Genomic DNA, 17736 nt, shown 5'->3' on the forward strand with positions numbered 1-17736 from the left:
ATGAAAGTGGAAAAATTCAAGGTGTTGCTCTACCTGAAAAGGAGCGGAACGGACAAGTCGGGCAAAGCCCCGATAATGGGAAGGATAACGGTGAACCGCACGATGGCGCAGTTCGGATGCAAGCTGTCGTGCAAGCCGGAGTTGTGGAACGCAAGGGAAAGCCGTCTGGACGGCAAGAGCCGTGAGGCGGTGGAAACCAATGCGAAAATAGACAAGCTTCTGCTTGCGGTCAATAATGCTTTCGACACATTGGTTGAGCGTGGACAGGACTTTGACGCTACGGCGGTCAAGGACTTGTTTCAGGGAAGCATGGACACGCAGATGACCCTCCTGAGGATGACCGACCGCATCTGCGAGGACTTGAAGGCGCGTATCGGTATTGACCGTGCCAAAGGAACCTATCCCGCCTATTACTACATGAGACGGACACTGGGCGAGTTCATCCAGTGGCAGTTCAAGACGAAGGACATTGCTTTCGGGCAGCTTTCCGAACAGTTCATACACGATTACCAGAACTTCGTGATGGACGTGAAAGGATATGCTGTAGATACGGTGCGCCATTACCTCGCCATCTTGAAAAAGATATGCCGCATAGCTTACAAGGAGGGATATGCCGAAAGATGCCATTTCGCCAATTTCACCCTGCCAAAACAGAGTGAACGCACTCCAAGAGCCTTGAGCCGCGAGGATTTCGAGAAGATACGCGATGTGGAGATACCTGCATGCCGCACCACGCACATCCTTGTGCGTGACCTCTTCCTGTTTGCCTGCTATACGGGCACTGCCTATGCGGATGCGGTGAGCGTAACAAGGGATAATCTGTACACGGATGACGATGGAAACCTTTGGCTTAAATACCGCCGCAAGAAGAACGAGCTTCAGGCAAGCGTGAAACTGTTGCCGGAAGCACTCGCCCTGATTGAGAAATACCATGATGACAACCGCCCGACATTGTTCCCTATGGTGCGGCATCCTAATCTTCGGCAGCACATGAAATCGCTTGCTGTCCTCGCAGGGGTGAGCAGCACCTTGTGCTATCATCAGGCACGTCATTCCTTCGCCTCGCTGATTACGCTGGAAGCCGGAGTGCCGATTGAAACCATCAGCCGGATGCTGGGGCATTCCGATATAACCACCACCCAAGTTTATGCCCGTGTCATTCCGAAGAAGCTCTTTGAAGACATGGACAAATACATCGAAGCGACCAAAGATTTGAAACTTATTCTCTAACTGATAAAAACATCACAACCATGCGCAGTACATTTTCCATATTACCGTATATCAACCGAAGCAAAGTGAAAGCTGACGGCACGACCGCCGTCCTGTGCCGCATCACCATAGACGGCAAGAGTTCCACGATGGCAACGGGCATCTATTGCAGGCCGGAGGACTGGAACAACAAGACGGGCGTAATCCGCACCGTCAGAGAGAACAACCGCTTGCAGGAGTTCCGCAAATCCGTTGAACTTGCCTATGAAGATTCGCTGAAGAAACAGAACGTGGTGAGCGCGGAGATACTGAAGAACGCACTGGCAAGGAAAGCCGTCATTCCCGCCAAGCTGTTGCAGATGGGCGAAAGGGAACTTGAACGTCTGCTTGTCCGCTCAAAGGAGATAAACTCCACATCGACATACAGGAACTCAAAGTATTACCAGAAGTACCTGAAAGATTACCTCACGTCATTGGGCAAGGAGGACATCGAGTTCAGCGATATCACGGAGGAGTTCGGCAGTTCCTATAAAGCCTTCCTGAAACGCTACAAGAACTTCGGGCCGTCACAAATGAACAAGTGCCTGTGCTGGCTGAGCAAGCTGGTGTACCTCGCTGTGGACTACGAGATACTCCGTGCCAACCCGTTGGAGGACATGGAATACGAGAAGAAACCCGCACCGAAGCACAGGCACATCAGCCGTGCGGAACTGAAAGCCATCCTTGAAACCCCGATGCTCGACCCGTTACAGGAACTGGGTCGGAGGGCGTTCCTGTTTTCGATTTTCACGGGCTTGGCGTATGTGGACATCATGCTGCTCCATCCCCACCATATCGGCACGACTGCTGACGGCAGGCGTTACATCCGCATCAACCGCAAGAAGACCAACGTGGAGGCGTTCATTCCCTTGCACCCGATAGCGGAACAGATACTTGACCTCTATAATACGACGGACGACACAAAGCCCGTCTTTCCGCTTCCGAGCCGTGACGAGATGTGGTTCGAGATACACGAGTTGGGCGTGGCGATAGGGCGGAAAGAAAACTTGTCCTACCATCAAAGCAGGCACTCCTTCGGAACTTTTTTGATTTCTGAGGGAATACCCATCGAGAGCATCGCCAGGATGATGGGACACTCCGGTATAAAAACCACCCAGCGGTACGCGGAGATTACGGACAAGAAGATTTCAAAGGACATGGACAACCTGATGGCGGTCAGAATGATGTACGGGACGGGCAAATGGTACAAAAAACAAGAACTGTTAAAAGAAACAAACATTGATAATGAATAAATGAGGAATGCCAATGGAACGGGGAATAATCACAATCACTGAAAACGGGGCGGTCACGATGCCGACCGCTCCCGTCTGGATGACGCAGCAGGAAATGTCCGATGCGTTCAACGTGTTCGGATGTTACATCCGCAAGGCTATACACGCCATATACAAGAATGGCGAGTTATTGGAAAGCGAAACGAAGCGGCACGTCAGGAAGGATGGTAGGATTTGCTACGATGTTTACAGCCTTGAAATGGTGATAGCCGTTTCCTTCAGGTTGAGAAGTCGGGAGAGCATGGTTTTCAGACGGTTCATTATGGGCAGGCTGACCATAAGCGACAGACAACCCATCAACCTTTTCTTTTCGCTCTCCCCGTCATGTGGAAAGAGAGCGGAAAGTTGAACCGACCTCAGACGGCGTATGAAATACCCTCAAACGGCGTGTAAGGCTACCTCTTACGCCGTTTGAGGGTAACACCGTTTTTATAAGCCTATCTGAACGCTTCCCGGTAATTGGCGGCAAGCATCCGTTCGATGTCCGATTCCTTGTACAGAATCTTGCCACCTAACTGGTAATAGGACACCACCCCGTTGTTGCGGTAGTCCTGCAAGGTGCGTCGGCTCACTTTCAGCCGTGCCGACACCTCCCTGTCCGTCAGGAAACGTTCACCGCCCAATGTCGGACGGCTGTTTGCCATGAAGTTTTCGATGCCGTCCAGCAGACGGTCAAGGCTGTTGCCGAACTCGGCGACAAGCGCATGGTTCTTGGTAATCATTTCACTCATTGTTACGTTGGATTTAGTGGCCATATAAAAAATCAAGAGCCTTTACCTGACCGTCTGTCTTCCACAGGTTTGACAATACGCAGCACATCCTCCGGTCGGTAAAACACCTTGTGGTTTATCTGCGAATAGGCCAGCGTGCCGTTGTCACGTAGCGTCTGCAAGGTGCGCAGACTGATGTTCAAATGTTGGCAGACCTCTTGGTTGTCCATCCAGCGGTTTAATGACTTGCCGCCTTGCTTGGCAAGGAGTTCGTTCACACGGTCTGAGAAGCGGCTGAACTTCGCCGCCATTTCCTCAAACGCCTCTTTCTGAAAAATCAATACTTCCATTGTCGATACTGTTTTTATTGTTGATACTCGGTTTTGGACGCAAAGTAAATGGGCTTTGTGCATCAACAATGGGTTGGCACAATCGTGGCAGCTTGTGGCAGAGAGTGGCGTTTTCAGAGTTATTCTAAATTAGTCCAACGGAGTTTTGATAGGAGCAAGTTTGTGTTTCGGGCATACCGAAACGGCTTGCTCCCATACTACTTTAAGTAGTGTGGAGGCATATCATCCCGTTGGTCTTAATAAAACAATCTCGCTCTGCAATAATAAACTTTTTCATATTTCTTTCTTGATTTAAGACGCAATTGGTTATCTTTGCAACAGTCCTCGACTTCTTTCTAAGCTCATCCTTTCAAAAGAGGTTGTGTATAGAAAGGCTGCTCACGCCGGGCTGTCATCCCCCTAAATGGATAACAGTGGGCTATGATGGGTCGGGATTGAGGACAGACAAAATGTGAAGGCGTTTACTTGACGCTTTGTTCTTGACACATAGAAATCTGGCAGTTTCGAATTGTTAGTCAAATTCAAAGCAACGGTAGATGTCCATGGGTATGTTATATCCGATTGATTGTATGCAGGCAGACCTTGTCGGTTGTTTGCATCATATTCGTTTATATACATATCGGCGTGGGCTTCGGCGTTGCTCGTTTCGACTAACAGGGCGATGCCAGAGCCTCTATGTGTGGGACGAGTAACAAGCATGATTCCCACGCTTTTCTTTTGTCTAAATCTTTTTGTGTAACAGCAGGCTTGCCGGGAATCAAGTCCGCACTTTGACTCGGCAATGAAGCAGAATGAACGTGCTGGTATTATGCGGATAGTTTCAGACATTGTGAAAGCTGATTCTATTATCGACTTACGAGAAATTGATTACTTGGATGGAATCAAAGACAAGTACCGCATAACGAAAGATGATGAAGCTATGGGCGATTCCATGACTTTGTCCGATGCTGTTTGCCTGTTAAAGAATTTATCTCCAGGTCTAATCCATGACATTATTGGAGATTTTTACAATTTGGCCTTGTCAGACAACGCTTTTAGTCGAGAAGAGGGGCTTATTGTACTTGCCATCATAGCTTGTTTGTCTGAAAAATATTTCACACAAGCTGAAATATATTCGACAGTTTTACCCAATAACACGTTAGCCGAAAAATCACAGATACTTTATATTGAAGGGGAATATTACAAGGAGGCAAATAAAGAAATCTCTGATGCTTACAGGGAAATATCCAATGAATTCCGATTGATAGGTTTGAATTTTGTCTATCTCCCAAAGGTATGCGAGCATTATAAGTCATTGCCACAAAGCAAATTATTATCATTGCTTTCATTTCTGTATCCTAAAATTTCAGAAAAACAGATGGGAGATATGATACGGCAGTTAACCTCGTTGAATACTTCTGATTTCTGCAAGGAAGGCATTGTCGGGAAAATGAATCTCAAAGACTTGAACGAATCGTTACCGTCGATGCTTTTGTGTATAAACGATTCGCTTGTTGAAGGTAAGATATACTCAAATTTTCTTTCGATAACTCTCGAAAAGGACGCTCTCAATATAGCAAGGGATTTTACAGACTTGTTCATGAAATTGTATAAGCCAAGAGTATTGAATCCTTCTTTTGAAGGTAAGGAAAGATTTGTTTATCGCGGTTACTACAAGCAGGTATTTGACATATTTACAGATAGAAAAGGCGTCAGAAGCAGTGTTGTTATAGACCTGCTTCATGGAGAGATTCTCTTGCCTGAGGCCGAAATAAAGTTATCAAAACTTCATAGAAGAGAGAAAGCCTTGTATGCCTTATTTTTGTTGGAATCAGGAAGTGGTGGAATAAATTTCAGTAAACCAGAAAATGTAAAAGCTCTAAAAAGATTTGACCACCGTATGCAACTCATACAGCTAAAGTATGAGATGATTTATGAAGGTTTTGGCGGCGATAAATCTCGTGCACCGAAAATATATCTTTCGGAAAACAGGTTGCCAATGTTAAGTTTGATTAAACAACAAATTCGCCAAATCGGAGAATTATTAAGCAATGCCGATGACTACTTGGTTCAACGAAATCTTTTTGGCAATTACTGTGTAGCCATTCCTCCGGAACTGTGTCTATGTTACGATATGCAAGCAAAGCAAATTTGCCGTTTTGAGGATTCTGCTTTTTGGAGCCGGGTATTGGCCTTATAACCTTGCAACTTTTTGCAGACGATTTTTTCCTTTATCGGGTGTAATATTGCAGATTTCTGTAAATCAAATACTTATTGCCTAATTTTGCGTAAAAATTTAAGCAAATACGATTATGGCAATTACATTGGAAAAAGGACAGCGGATAGGCATAGGTCTATCTAAAGTTAGTGTAGGTCTCGGATGGGACCCGAATGAAGGTACAGGTTTTGATTTCGATTTGGATGCCTCTGCATTTATGTTGGGAAGCAACAAGAAAATTCCCAATGACAATTATTTCATATTCTACAATAATCCGAAATCTCCAGACGGAGCGGTGGAATCTACAGGTGATGACACTACTGGAGGCAATAGTGACGGAGGGGATGATGAAACATTGAATGTTGACCTGCAAAAAGTTGACCCTTCCATTCAGGAGATTCTGTTTGTTGCTACAATTTATAAGGCAGACGAAAGGAAACAGAATTTTGGGCAGGTTAGAAACTCTTACATCCGCATCTACAATTCAATCACCAACGAAGAAATAGCACGCTATGATTTGGACGAGGATTTCTCTATTGAAACAGCCGTTGAGTTCGGGCGTTTGTATCGCCGTGGCGGAGAATGGAAGTTCGAAGCTATGGGTATAGGTAACAAAGGTGGATTGCAAGCATTGGTCAACAAATATCAATAAACCATGCCTATAAATCTTGTAAAAGGACAGAATCACGTGCTCAACATGAATATTTTTCATGTTGGGCTTGGATGGGACGTGAATGAAGGGGCATCACCATATCCATTTGACCTTGATGTGTCTGCATTCATGATTGGAGCCAATAAGAAAATACTCAATGATGATTTCTTGGTATATTATAATAGTGAACATAGAGTTCTGCCATCTAATTTGACACGGTTCGAACCTTTTTCTGCAAGTAAATATCCACCTTATACTGATACTCAAGGCTGCTATCATTCGGCTGATATGCATTGGAAAGAGGAGACAAGACCCGTTTCACCGGAATTTTCAGTTATAGGGTCAATAGATGACCAAGATGGTTCTACCTCAGAAGATGGCGATGATGAAATTATGGATATAGATTTATCAAAAGTGTCAAATGACATTCAAGAAATTGTAATCACAGTAAGCATATATGACTACCAAAACCGTAAACAAAACTTTGGTCAGGTAGAACGTGCTTATGTCCGTCTTTATAAGCAGGGGCAAGAAACCGAAGGTCAGGAAGACTTCAGATATGATCTAAATGAGGATTTCTCAATATGTGCTTCCATTGAATTTTGCAGGTTATATCGCTACAAAGGGGAATGGAAAATTCAAGCGACAGGCATTGGGCATCATGGCGGTCTTGAGGAATTAGTTGAAAAATACAGATAACTTCATTTCTATGGCTATAGTTCTTGAAAAAAGTGGCGACCAACATCGCATAAACCTTGAAAAAGGTGGGGCTTCCTCTATGGGAGAAATCATTATAAATCTCAATTGGAGTAAGGGAAGTTTGATGAAACAAATTTTTGGAAAGCCCATAGACCTTGACCTCGGATGCTTTTATGAGCTTCGGGATGGAAAGAAAATGTTGATTGATGGATTGCAATTCTCTCATAACAGAGGAGGAAACCGCCATCAGCAAACAAGGCAGGGATGTTACGATTACGCGCCTTACATTTGGCATCAAGGTGATGACAGAGGTGGTAGCTCTTCTTCTGGGGAAACAATCTATGTAAACCCTAAGGGGGTCAATGTGATAAAGCGTATAATCGTCTATACTTTCATATATGAAGGCGTGGCAAAATGGTCTGAAACAAATGCCGTTGTTACGATTAAAGTACCAGGGCATGAAGATGTAATCGTTGAAATGGGAAAACAATTTTCAAATAAAACATTCTGCGCCATAGCTCAATTGGATTTTGGTGGTGATGATTCCATTACGGTTAAAAGACTGATTACGTTCCATGATGGACATAAGGATTGTGACATGATGTATGGATGGGGATTTAACTACTCGCCAGGAAGCAAGGACTAATGTTGAATAATTTATAAAGAAAATATTTTATGGCAATACGATTAGAAAAAGGACAACGCATTAATCTTGAAAAAGATAATGGTGCGAAGCTACAAAGCATCTGTGTAGGTGTCAATTGGGGTGCAATTAAGAAAAAGAATTGGTTGGGTTTTACTACAACTGAAGCGGTAGATTTAGATGCCAGTTGTGCTCAGTTTGATGCTCAAGGTAATATCATTGACAAAGTTTGGTTTAGACATCTCGCTTCTAATGATGGGGCAATCAAACATAGTGGCGATGATTTAACAGGAGATATGGATGGAGACGATGGGTTGGACAATGAAGTTATAACTGTTGATTTGCACAAAGTTAATCCACGAACAGATAAGATTGCCTTTGTATTGAACAGCTTTCGTGGTCAAGATTTTAAACTAATTCCTTTTGCGTCTATTAGAATTTATGAAGGAACTCCTACAAAGGTACGGGAAGTATTTGCTACTTATGATATTGCGAATGACCCAACTTTTGCGGGGAGTGTATCAATGGTAATGGGAATTTTCTATAAACGTAATGGGGAATGGAAATTCAACGCCATTGGTGAACCGACAAGAGATAGAGATTTCGAAAGCACTTTACAAACTGTCAAACAAAAATATTTATGAGAAGATTACCCGTTTACTTGTTATTGGATACATCTGGCTCTATGTACGGGGAACCGATAGAGGCGGTCAAAAATGGAGTCCAGACACTTATTTCAACCTTACGAGGAGACCCTTATGCCCTTGAAACAGCATATATTAGTATCATAACTTTCAATTCTGTGGCTCAACAGGTAACACCTCTTACAGAATTGTCGGCTTTTCAACAACCCCAAATTGAAGCAAGCGGATGTACTGCTTTGGGCGAAGCACTGACCTTGCTTGCACAAAAGGTTGATACCGAAATTGTCAAAACCACACAAGAAGTCAAAGGAGATTGGAAGCCTTTGGTTTTTCTTATGACAGATGGCGAACCTACAGATGATTTGCAGAAGGGGCTTGACGAGTTCAAGAAAAGAAAATTCGGTATGGTCGTAGCTTGTGCCGCAGGGCAAGGTGCTAACACGAATACGTTAAAGAAGATTACAGAAAATGTCGTTCAGCTTGATACAGCCGACAGCGCAACAATTAAGGCGTTCTTCAAATGGGTAAGCGCAAGCATCAGTACAGGCAGCCAAAAAGTTGAGGATACTCACGGCGATGTTGCATCGATGAGCGAGCTACCTCCTCCACCTCCAGAAGTAAATATCGTTGTGTAAAGAAACAAAGCAAAGTGGCACGAAACAGTTTGTGCCACTTATGCTATAAAGTTTATCAAGAATGAGACATTTACCTGTATATATTTTGATTGATACCAGCGGGTCTATGAAGGGTGAACCGATAGAAAGTGTCAAGGTTGGCTTGTCTGATATGATTGCAACTCTCCGTCAAGACCCGTATGCGTTGGAAACTGTTTGTATAAGCATAATAACTTTTGACAGGGAAGTAAATCAGATTTTACCTTTGACCGAACTTGCCGATTTACAGATACCCAATATCATCACGCCGGATTCAGGCCCGACATTTCTTGGAAAGGCATTGGAAATGCTTTGCAATCGGATTGAAGTTGAAGTTCAAAAGGGTACACCTGAACAAAAAGGCGATTGGCGTCCATTACTCTTCGTGTTAACAGATGGCAAGCCTTCCGACATTCAGGTTTATGAGAATATCATCCCCAAAGTAAAAAATAAAAATTTTGCAAGTATAATCGCTTGTGCAGCCGGTCCCAAAGCAAAGATAGAACCGCTAAAAAAGCTCACAGACCAAGTGTTTACACTTGATACAATGGATGCCACATCGTTTAAGAAATTCTTTGTGTGGGTTTCTGATGTTATAGGTGTAGGAGGAAAAAGTGTGGGAACAACGGATTCTTTGGAATTGCCAGGACCACCTGCGGAAGTGAATATAGTAATATAATTGTTTATGAGAAGATTACCGATATATTTTCTGATTGATGTTTCAGAATCAATGGTTGGAGAACCAATCATTCAGGTAGAGAAAGGCATGAGGAATATCATACAAGAGCTAAGGACTGACCCGTATGCTCTTGAAACAGTATTTGTGTCTGTCATCGTTTTTGCAGGAAAGGAAAAGGTCTTGTCTCCTTTAACTGAGTTGTACAAGTTCTATCCACCGCAGTTTCCTATAGGCGGAGGAACATCGTTAGGCACTGCTTTGGACTGCCTGATGAACGATATTGACAAGTCCGTAAAGAAAACAACTGTTGAAATGAAAGGCGATTGGAAGCCTATCATTTTCCTTTTTACTGACGGGATGCCAACCGACAATCCACAGCAAGCCTTCAACCGATGGAACGCACATTATAAGAGAAAAGCGAATTTGGTTTGTATTTCAATCGGTGACAATACTGATACTAAAATGCTTGGAAAAATCTCAGACAATGTGTTGAGATTGAATGATACAGGGGAACAATCCTTCAAGGCCTTTTTCAAATGGGTTACGGCTTCAATCAAGTCAACAAGTGTTTCTGTTACCGATATGGGAACTGATGAAATCCAACTTGCTTCCACATCGGGAATTGACCTTGAAAAGGTGGATACGACTAAAGACTGCACTGTGGATGAGAACTTTGTCGTACTGCTCGGCAAATGTTCAAATACAAAAAAGGAATATCTTATCAAATACGCCAAGCGAGTAGGTAAAATACCCGGATTAGAGCAACTTGACGTAAAAGGAATAGACTACAAACTTGTGGGGGCTTATCCAATTGACGATAAGGCTTATGAAGAATTAAGCGATGGCAAGTCCAACCGCAACATCAACACCATGTCTTTGATAGGAGTACCCACTTGTCCTTGTTGTGGCAATCAATTCGGCGTAGTCGTATGCGAATGTGGCAACATTATGTGTTCAGACGGTCAAACTACCGCTTGTCCGTGGTGTGGAATGGAAGGCTCATTAGGAGCTATTGGTGATGGCGGTTTGGATATAACACGGGGAAGAGGTTGATTATGAACATAGAAAAAGCAATAGACCTCCTAAGCAATGGAGAATCTGATGAACGCATGAGTGGCTTCATCAAATATTATGCTAACAAGCTGTGGGCTGAATATAATGAATATCTTATGAATGAAATTGTTGTGATAGAGAACAAGGTAAAAGAACTGCCTATCGTTATACCTAATGCGTCTATCAGAAAGCCGTATAATGCGATTGTATCAATACCGTGCGAAGAAATGACCGACATAACATTATCAGGTCTCACAGAAGAAGTGCAAGGGCTTATAATTGAGAAGCAGGAGGATGGCAAATCTTTTAAGATAAGTGGAACTCCCAAAGAAAGCGGAACTTTTGATGTCACGTTAAGATACAAATATCGTGGTTTATCTGTTGAGCGTCCTTATCTGGAACGTATGTTACAAATTATCATCAATCCAGACCCAAGGGATTTATGGAAAGATATTCCTGTGCCCGAAGATATAGAGTATCCGAAAGATAATACGGCAAAAGAATATGTAAAAGTTGCTGCACTTTCCGATGGAACTCCGCAAAAAGATATTGTGGCTGCAAGCAAAAGAGGCCGTTCACATGCACAAGAAGGTAAGCCACGTGATGACGATTTCCGTTTGTATCATGACGAAAAAACGAATTGGTATGTCATTGCCGTGGCCGATGGAGCGGGGTCTGCACCCTATTCCCGTGAAGGTTCAAGAATAGCTTGCAATGTAGCAGTTGAGCATTGTAAAGAACAATTGGCTGATTCTGAAAATTTTGATGATGACATCAATCTCTATCATCTTGACCAAAAATCGGAAGCGGCAGGTAAAGCTATTAGTGCGGATATATACAAAATCGTAGGTAATGCCGCCTTAAAAGCGCATAAGGCAATAGCGGCAGAGGCTCAACCAAAAGGTCGCAAGACCAAGGAATACTCTACAACATTGTTACTGGCTATCTGCAAAAAATATGATTTTGGTTGGTTTGTTGCCTCATTCTGGGTCGGCGATGGGGCAATATGTCTTTACAACCAAGATAATGAAACTGCGATGATGCTCGGTATGCCTGATGAGGGTGAATATGCCGGGCAAACACGTTTCCTTACAATGCCTGAGATATTTTCGGATTCCAATAAATTCTACCAAAGAATGAATTGCCGGATTGTTCCGGACTTTACAGCTTTATTCCTTATGACGGATGGCGTTAGCGACCCCAAGTTTGAAACCGACGCTAATCTGAAGTCTTATGATAAGTGGAATGAATTATGGGCTGACCTTAAAGAGAATGGAGTGGAATTAACGGATGATAATGAGGAAGCTGCAAATCAGTTGTTGAATTGGTTGGACTTTTGGTCACCGGGAAACCATGACGATAGAACCATTGCAATATTGTATTAAACGTAAAGCATAATGGCAAATAAAATAACTCTGACAGCAAATGACGGAAGTATCGTTGAGTTTTATGATGAAATAAAAGCTCAAGGTGGGGTTAAGGATGTTTATTTTAGTCCTGACAAAACCTATGTTGTCGCTTTCTATCGCAAGCCAATCAATGCTAATGACAGAGAGCGTATCACCAATATTGTTGGTATCTATCGCCAGCGGATTTTCGATACTCCAGAGGGGAATTATTGGAAAAATCTGTTTGCATGGCCTACAAAAATGGTAGAATGGAATGGAAAGACAGGCATCATAATGCCATTTTATGACAAAAGGTTCTTCTTTTCTTCAGGACCATTTAAAGGTAAAGAAAAAGAGGGAAAATGGTTTGCTTCCGCTAAATTGCGTAACAAATTTTTGCCTGCTGACCAAAAAGGAAATTGGCTGACTAACCTTCATATGTGTATCAAGATTGCACGTGCTGTCCGACGACTCCATGCGGCAGGATTGGCACATTCGGATTTGTCTTACAAGAACATACTGGTTGACCCGATTACAGGAAGTGCATGTATCATTGATGATGACAGTTTAGTAGTTCCGGGCAAATTTCCTCCTGAGGTTATAGGTACACCAGATTTCATTGCCCCTGAAGTCATTGAGACCAAGCATCTTGCATTAGATGATAAACAACGGAAACTACCGAGTATCTATACAGACCGTCATGCATTAGCTGTCCTGATATATATGTACCTGCTTAATAGGCATCCGTTAAGAGGCGGCAAGGTGAATGATGTCAATGACAGTGGACGTGATGAGGAATTGTCTATGGGTGCAAAAGCCTTGTTTATTGAGAATCCAACAGACAAGTCCAATAGGGTTAAAGCCCAGCAACTATCCCCTGCCGAGTTGCCACAAGGCGACCCTGCAAAGATGCCATATACTATTTGTGGCCCGTATCTGAAGAAATTGTTTGACCGTGCTTTCGTAGAAGGTTTGCACGACCCGTCAAAGCGTCCGAGTGCAGCGGAATGGGAAGATGCCTTAGTCAAGACAACCGATTTGGTACAGCCATGCCAGAATCCTAATTGTGAAGCCAAGTGGTTTGTATTTGACAACACTACCAAGCCTAAATGCCCGTTTTGTGGCCAGCCATATCACGGACAATTGCCGATATTGAATTTTTATTATGCTCCCTCACATGGCAAATTCATATCGGAAAATTATCGTTTGATGGTATATGACAAGCAAACTCTGTACAAATGGCACGCAAATAATTTAGTATCTCCAAGTGAACGGACATCTGAAGCTGACAAAAAGCCTGTTGGGGATTTTCATTTCTTCAATAATCAGTGGATTCTGATAAATCGCAATCTTCCTGACATGATGGATGTTACAGAGAAGAAGCCTATCGCTATAGGCGAATATGTGCCGCTAACAGAAGGAAGGCAGATATTGCTTGACAAAGGACAGGGAGGACGACTCATTGTTGTTCAACTTGTTAACAATTAGAACGATAATAATCATTTATAAAATCACGAAGCAATAGATATAAAGCAAAATGAAAAAATCAATCGCTCTGCTAATTGGTATTGCATTAATTTTATTAGGTACGTTGACAAGAGGTAATTGGATTATCGGACTGAAATTATTGTGTGCCATATTTCTGGTTATGCTCGTACTTTATTGGAAAATAGCACCCTTTAAGCAACAGCTATTCCCTAAATATCAAAAGGCTTTTGGCATAACAGAAAGAATATTCATGAGATTGCAGAATATCTTAGGCTTTATTCCCAAAATACAAATGGGGCAACGTTTGCAACTTGACACTTCGTTGATTGTATGTATCTTTTTTACGCTTTTGATATTAGTTGTTTTGTGAAAACATTGACTGTATCAACCAAACTGGATAAATCGGAACTAATAATATGGCAAGGAAGAAAATCGTAAGAATACCGGGAGTAAGTTTTTCTTGGAAACGTGCGCTGGGCATAACACAGGCAAAACAGAAATTTGCCCGTCAAACCGGAATACCAACATCCAAGGCTGGATTGGAGCGTAAATTGGGAAAAGCTCTACTTAAAGTCCTATTTGGCAAATAATTATTAATCAATAAGTTTTTCAGTATATGCAACAGAAAAAGCATTACATTGGCTTGACAGATGCAGAAGTCTTGGAGAGCCGTAAAAAGTATGGAGTAAACATCCTTACTCCACCAGAGAAAGAACCGTTATGGAAACAATTTTTGGAGAAGTTCACAGACCCACTTATCATCATCCTGATGATAGCGGGCGTTTTGTCCATTGGAATTTCATTTTACGAGTATTTCGGGCTCAATGAAGGTTTTACTGTGTTCTTTGAACCCATTGGCATTTTTGTGGCAATTTTACTTGCTACCGGGTTGGCTTTCTATTTTGAATTAAAGGCGGATAAGGAGTTTGCCATATTAAACCAAGTGAATGATGACGAACTGGTTGAAGTCATACGAAACTGCAATGCAACTCAAATTCCCAAGAAAGATGTGGTTGTTGGGGATGTTGTCATCATTAATACTGGTGCAGAAGTTCCTGCAGATGGTGAACTGCTGGAATGTGTCAGTCTGAATGTAGATGAATCCACGCTTACGGGAGAACCGATGTGCCATAAGAGCGTTGACGAAAAGGATTTTGACCCAGATGCGACATATCCTACCAATCACGTTCTTAAAGGAACTAAGGTGATGGAGGGGCATGGTATATTCCGTGTGACTGCGGTCGGGGATAAAACAGAAAACGGCAAGGTTTTCGTAGCCGCGCAAATTGATGACAGTGTAAAGACACCACTCAACGAACAATTGGATGGGTTAAGTGACCTGATAACCAAATTAAGCTATGGATTTGCTGCATTAGTAGTTATCGGTCGTTTGTTGATTTACTTTTTGGGAGACAATTCAATGGAATGGGCACATATTACGGCATATGTACTCCAGACGTTAATGATAGCCGTCACTCTAATTGTCGTTGCTGTGCCCGAAGGATTGCCTATGGCTGTAACCTTGAGCCTTGCATATAGTATGCGTAGGATGTTGAAAACTAACAATCTTGTACGCAAGATGCACGCATGTGAAACGATGGGAGCCACAACTGTAATTTGCACGGATAAAACCGGAACACTGACCCAAAATCAGATGAGCGTTGAGGAAGCTCAATTCTACGGTTTGGCTAATCAGGCATTGGGGACAGATGAAACAAGCCGTTTAATAAAAGAGGGCATTGCGCTTAATTCTACGGCATCATTGGATTTAAGTAATCCTGACAAGCCTGTGGTATTGGGCAATCCCACAGAGGGGGCATTGCTTTTATGGCTTAGAAATAATGGCATTGATTACCGCAATCTGAAAGAAGATGCCAATGTAGTGGAAGAATTGCCTTTCTCGACGGAAAGGAAATATATGGCGACAGTTGTTGACTCTGCCCAACTGGAAGGAAAGAAAATCCTCTATGTTAAAGGTGCTCCCGAAATAATCCGCTCCCTTTGCAAGCAAATCGACAAGAATGTGAATATTGCCGATATTGACAGACAACTGACGGACTATCAAAATCGTGCAATGCGTACTTTAGGTTTTGCATACCAAGTATTGAATGACAGTGATATGGCTATCGCAGACGGTAAAGTGGTTGCTGATAACCTTACTTTCATGGGGATTGTTGCCATTGCCGACCCTGTCCGTAAAGATGTTCCAGCAGCCGTGCAAAAGTGTATGGCCGCAGGCATTAATGTAAAAATCGTAACAGGAGATACTCCCGGAACAGCCAAAGAAATAGGGCGGCAAATCGGATTATGGACTAAAAAGGATAGTGACAGTGCAATAATAACAGGAGCGGAGTTTGAGAAACTTTCAGATGACGAACTTGATAAGAAAGTGCTTGGATTGAAGATTATCGCTCGTGCCCGTCCATTGGATAAGAAACGTCTGGTTGAATCCTTACAAAGAAACAATCAAGTGGTAGCAGTAACAGGTGACGGTACGAATGATGCTCCTGCACTCAAGGCGGCTCATGTGGGCTTGTCAATGGGTGACGGCACTTCCGTAGCCAAAGAAGCCTCGGACATTACCATTATAGATAATTCATTCAGCAGTATTTGTCGTGCAGTAATGTGGGGGCGTTCGCTTTATCAAAACATTCAGCGTTTTTTATTGTTCCAACTCACGGTCAATGTGGCTGCATGTTTTATCGTGTTGGTGGGTGCATTCATGGGAACAGAATCTCCGTTGACCGTGACGCAAATGCTGTGGGTGAACTTGATAATGGATACATTCGGTGCTATGGCTCTTGCCTCATTACCACCTTCACAATCTGTAATGAAAGACAAACCTCGTGACCGTAAAGCCTTCATCCTTACCAAACCTATGATGAAAGACATTCTCGGTGTTGGCGGATTTTTCTTCTTGCTGCTTGTTGTGTTCCTTTATATATTCCAGCACACTGAAATCACGCAAATGACAGACCTGTTGCATTGCAAGCTCGGTGAAGCCAATGGATTGTCACCATACGAACAGACTCTATTGTTTTCAATTTTTGTGTGGACGCACCTTTGGTATATGTTCAATACCCGTTCATTTGAAACAGGAAAAAGTTTCTTCCAACTTAAGATGAGCAAAGAGTTCTTTACTATTGTCGCTATTATTTTCATTGGGCAGATAGTGATAGTTGAAGTCCTTTATGATTTCTTTAACTGTACTCCAATGAAACTTATAGACTGGGTGATAATAGTGGTTCTTTCCTCACTGGTTCTTTGGGCAAGAGAGTTATGGCACTTACTAACCAAAAGGGGATAAATTGCTTTTCAAGAAAACAAGTAAAGAGGATGTGGGGTATAAACCTATATCCTCTTTTTCAATATATACAGGTTGCCCGACTTCGGAGGAGCAGCCCGGCGGCAAGGCTTTCGGGAGTAACCCGAAAGGTTTCGAGTAACTCGAAACATACCTTGCTGCTGCCACTTTTCGGCAGTAACCGAAAAGCCTTCGGGTAACTCGAAGGACACCTTGCTGTGCTTTTGAGAGCACAAGAAATCCGTCAGCAAACGGATTTGAATTAGTGCTGTTATTTCGGATTTCAAAGCATCGTTTCCCGATGCCCAAGCTGCCCAAAAGAAGAAAGGAAATGAGGGTATAAGAGGGCATAAGAGAGTGGTTATATCCGCATGAATGCTTGCAAGCCAGACTGCGTGTGGGTTCTCGTGAATGCAAACACGTGCGGACATACACACACTGGCCTGCAAGCCTGCCCGCACTCCGACCTGCCAGCCATCCTGCTTGCCTGCCGACCGGTCTGCCTGCGTGCCTGCCTGCCGGCACACAGACAAGCGCGCAGGCAGGCTATTCGCAAACGATTAGGCTCAAATACAATGTGGAAACGGTATTGAATTAAAAGTAGGACAGTGCTACTGATTTTCATCAGCAAGATGTGCAACAAATGTACAATAATGACAAGATGTTTGATTTACTCTATTTTTCAGAGGAATAACTTTGGCAATAAGGAAGAAAAACACTACTTTTGCAAATGAGA

At 43.0% G+C, this 17736-nt stretch carries 19 protein-coding genes; 16 read left to right on the forward strand and 3 right to left on the reverse strand.

All coding sequences use genetic code 11. The annotated features are described in order from the left end of the window. From NQ546_RS07325 to NQ546_RS07335, 3 genes are read left to right on the forward strand one after another with little or no spacing between them, the layout of a single operon-like run. A complete protein-coding gene (locus tag NQ546_RS07325; RefSeq protein WP_004289446.1) occupies positions 1 to 1230 on the forward strand; it encodes a site-specific integrase in 1230 nt (409 codons plus the stop codon). A gap of 20 nt (positions 1231 to 1250) precedes the next feature. Further along, a complete protein-coding gene (locus tag NQ546_RS07330) occupies positions 1251 to 2501 on the forward strand; it encodes a site-specific integrase (protein ID WP_004289447.1) in 1251 nt (416 codons plus the stop codon). A gap of 13 nt (positions 2502 to 2514) precedes the next feature. After that, complete coding sequence (locus NQ546_RS07335) at positions 2515 to 2889, forward strand: transporter (protein ID WP_039953116.1); 375 nt, start codon at positions 2515 to 2517, stop codon at positions 2887 to 2889. Between the two features lie 88 nt (positions 2890 to 2977). On the opposite strand, the gene NQ546_RS07340 is transcribed toward NQ546_RS07335, so the two are convergent. Beyond that, on the reverse strand, positions 2978 to 3271 hold the full coding sequence (locus tag NQ546_RS07340; RefSeq protein WP_039953117.1) for a helix-turn-helix domain-containing protein: 294 nt from the start codon (positions 3269 to 3271) through the stop codon (positions 2978 to 2980). 32 nt (positions 3272 to 3303) lie between these two features. Continuing rightward, a complete protein-coding gene (locus tag NQ546_RS07345) occupies positions 3304 to 3600 on the reverse strand; it encodes a helix-turn-helix domain-containing protein (protein ID WP_004289450.1) in 297 nt (98 codons plus the stop codon). 781 nt (positions 3601 to 4381) lie between these two features. Here NQ546_RS07345 and NQ546_RS07350 point away from each other — a divergent pair. The 13 genes from NQ546_RS07350 (at position 4382) to NQ546_RS07410 (ending at position 17003) form a co-directional block, all read left to right on the forward strand. Further along, positions 4382 to 5779: a hypothetical protein gene (locus NQ546_RS07350; RefSeq protein WP_004289452.1), complete on the forward strand. Its 1398-nt coding sequence runs from the start codon at positions 4382 to 4384 to the stop codon at positions 5777 to 5779. A gap of 112 nt (positions 5780 to 5891) precedes the next feature. After that, on the forward strand, positions 5892 to 6449 hold the full coding sequence (locus NQ546_RS07355; protein ID WP_004289453.1) for a TerD family protein: 558 nt from the start codon (positions 5892 to 5894) through the stop codon (positions 6447 to 6449). A gap of 45 nt (positions 6450 to 6494) precedes the next feature. After that, entirely contained in the window at positions 6495 to 7148 is a 654-nt protein-coding gene (locus tag NQ546_RS07360; protein ID WP_234231018.1) for a TerD family protein, read from the forward strand. A gap of 10 nt (positions 7149 to 7158) precedes the next feature. Then, positions 7159 to 7794, forward strand: coding sequence for a hypothetical protein (locus tag NQ546_RS07365; RefSeq protein ID WP_004289455.1), 636 nt, complete (start codon positions 7159 to 7161; stop codon positions 7792 to 7794). A 29-nt stretch (positions 7795 to 7823) separates the two neighbouring features. Next, the gene (locus tag NQ546_RS07370) at positions 7824 to 8435 is read left to right on the forward strand and encodes a TerD family protein (RefSeq protein WP_004289456.1); all 612 of its coding nucleotides are present in this window, start codon (positions 7824 to 7826) and stop codon (positions 8433 to 8435) included. Beyond that, positions 8432 to 9070, forward strand: coding sequence for a vWA domain-containing protein (locus NQ546_RS07375; protein WP_004289457.1), 639 nt, complete (start codon positions 8432 to 8434; stop codon positions 9068 to 9070). The genes NQ546_RS07370 and NQ546_RS07375 overlap by 4 nt, the downstream gene beginning before the upstream one ends. A 61-nt stretch (positions 9071 to 9131) precedes the next feature. Next, complete coding sequence (locus NQ546_RS07380) at positions 9132 to 9767, forward strand: vWA domain-containing protein (RefSeq protein WP_032597360.1); 636 nt, start codon at positions 9132 to 9134, stop codon at positions 9765 to 9767. A gap of 6 nt (positions 9768 to 9773) precedes the next feature. Continuing rightward, on the forward strand, positions 9774 to 10820 hold the full coding sequence (locus tag NQ546_RS07385; protein ID WP_032597359.1) for a TerY-C metal binding domain-containing protein: 1047 nt from the start codon (positions 9774 to 9776) through the stop codon (positions 10818 to 10820). Positions 10821 to 10822: 2 nt separating this feature from the next. Then, positions 10823 to 12205, forward strand: coding sequence for a PP2C family serine/threonine-protein phosphatase (locus NQ546_RS07390; RefSeq protein WP_004289460.1), 1383 nt, complete (start codon positions 10823 to 10825; stop codon positions 12203 to 12205). A gap of 12 nt (positions 12206 to 12217) precedes the next feature. Then, positions 12218 to 13696 carry a helix-hairpin-helix domain-containing protein gene (locus tag NQ546_RS07395; protein WP_004289461.1) on the forward strand — a complete coding sequence of 493 codons (1479 nt, stop codon included), beginning with the start codon at positions 12218 to 12220 and terminating at the stop codon, positions 13694 to 13696. A gap of 49 nt (positions 13697 to 13745) precedes the next feature. After that, complete coding sequence (locus tag NQ546_RS07400) at positions 13746 to 14066, forward strand: hypothetical protein (protein WP_004289462.1); 321 nt, start codon at positions 13746 to 13748, stop codon at positions 14064 to 14066. A gap of 46 nt (positions 14067 to 14112) precedes the next feature. Continuing rightward, on the forward strand, positions 14113 to 14286 hold the full coding sequence (locus NQ546_RS07405; protein ID WP_004289463.1) for a hypothetical protein: 174 nt from the start codon (positions 14113 to 14115) through the stop codon (positions 14284 to 14286). A gap of 26 nt (positions 14287 to 14312) precedes the next feature. Beyond that, on the forward strand, positions 14313 to 17003 hold the full coding sequence (locus NQ546_RS07410; RefSeq protein ID WP_004289464.1) for a calcium-translocating P-type ATPase, PMCA-type: 2691 nt from the start codon (positions 14313 to 14315) through the stop codon (positions 17001 to 17003). Between the two features lie 44 nt (positions 17004 to 17047). On the opposite strand, the gene NQ546_RS07415 is transcribed toward NQ546_RS07410, so the two are convergent. After that, complete coding sequence (locus NQ546_RS07415; RefSeq protein ID WP_004289465.1) at positions 17048 to 17527, reverse strand: hypothetical protein; 480 nt, start codon at positions 17525 to 17527, stop codon at positions 17048 to 17050. Positions 17528 to 17736: the final 209 nt, after the last annotated feature.

The organism is Bacteroides eggerthii (assembly GCF_025146565.1).
Taxonomy (GTDB): domain Bacteria; phylum Bacteroidota; class Bacteroidia; order Bacteroidales; family Bacteroidaceae; genus Bacteroides; species Bacteroides eggerthii.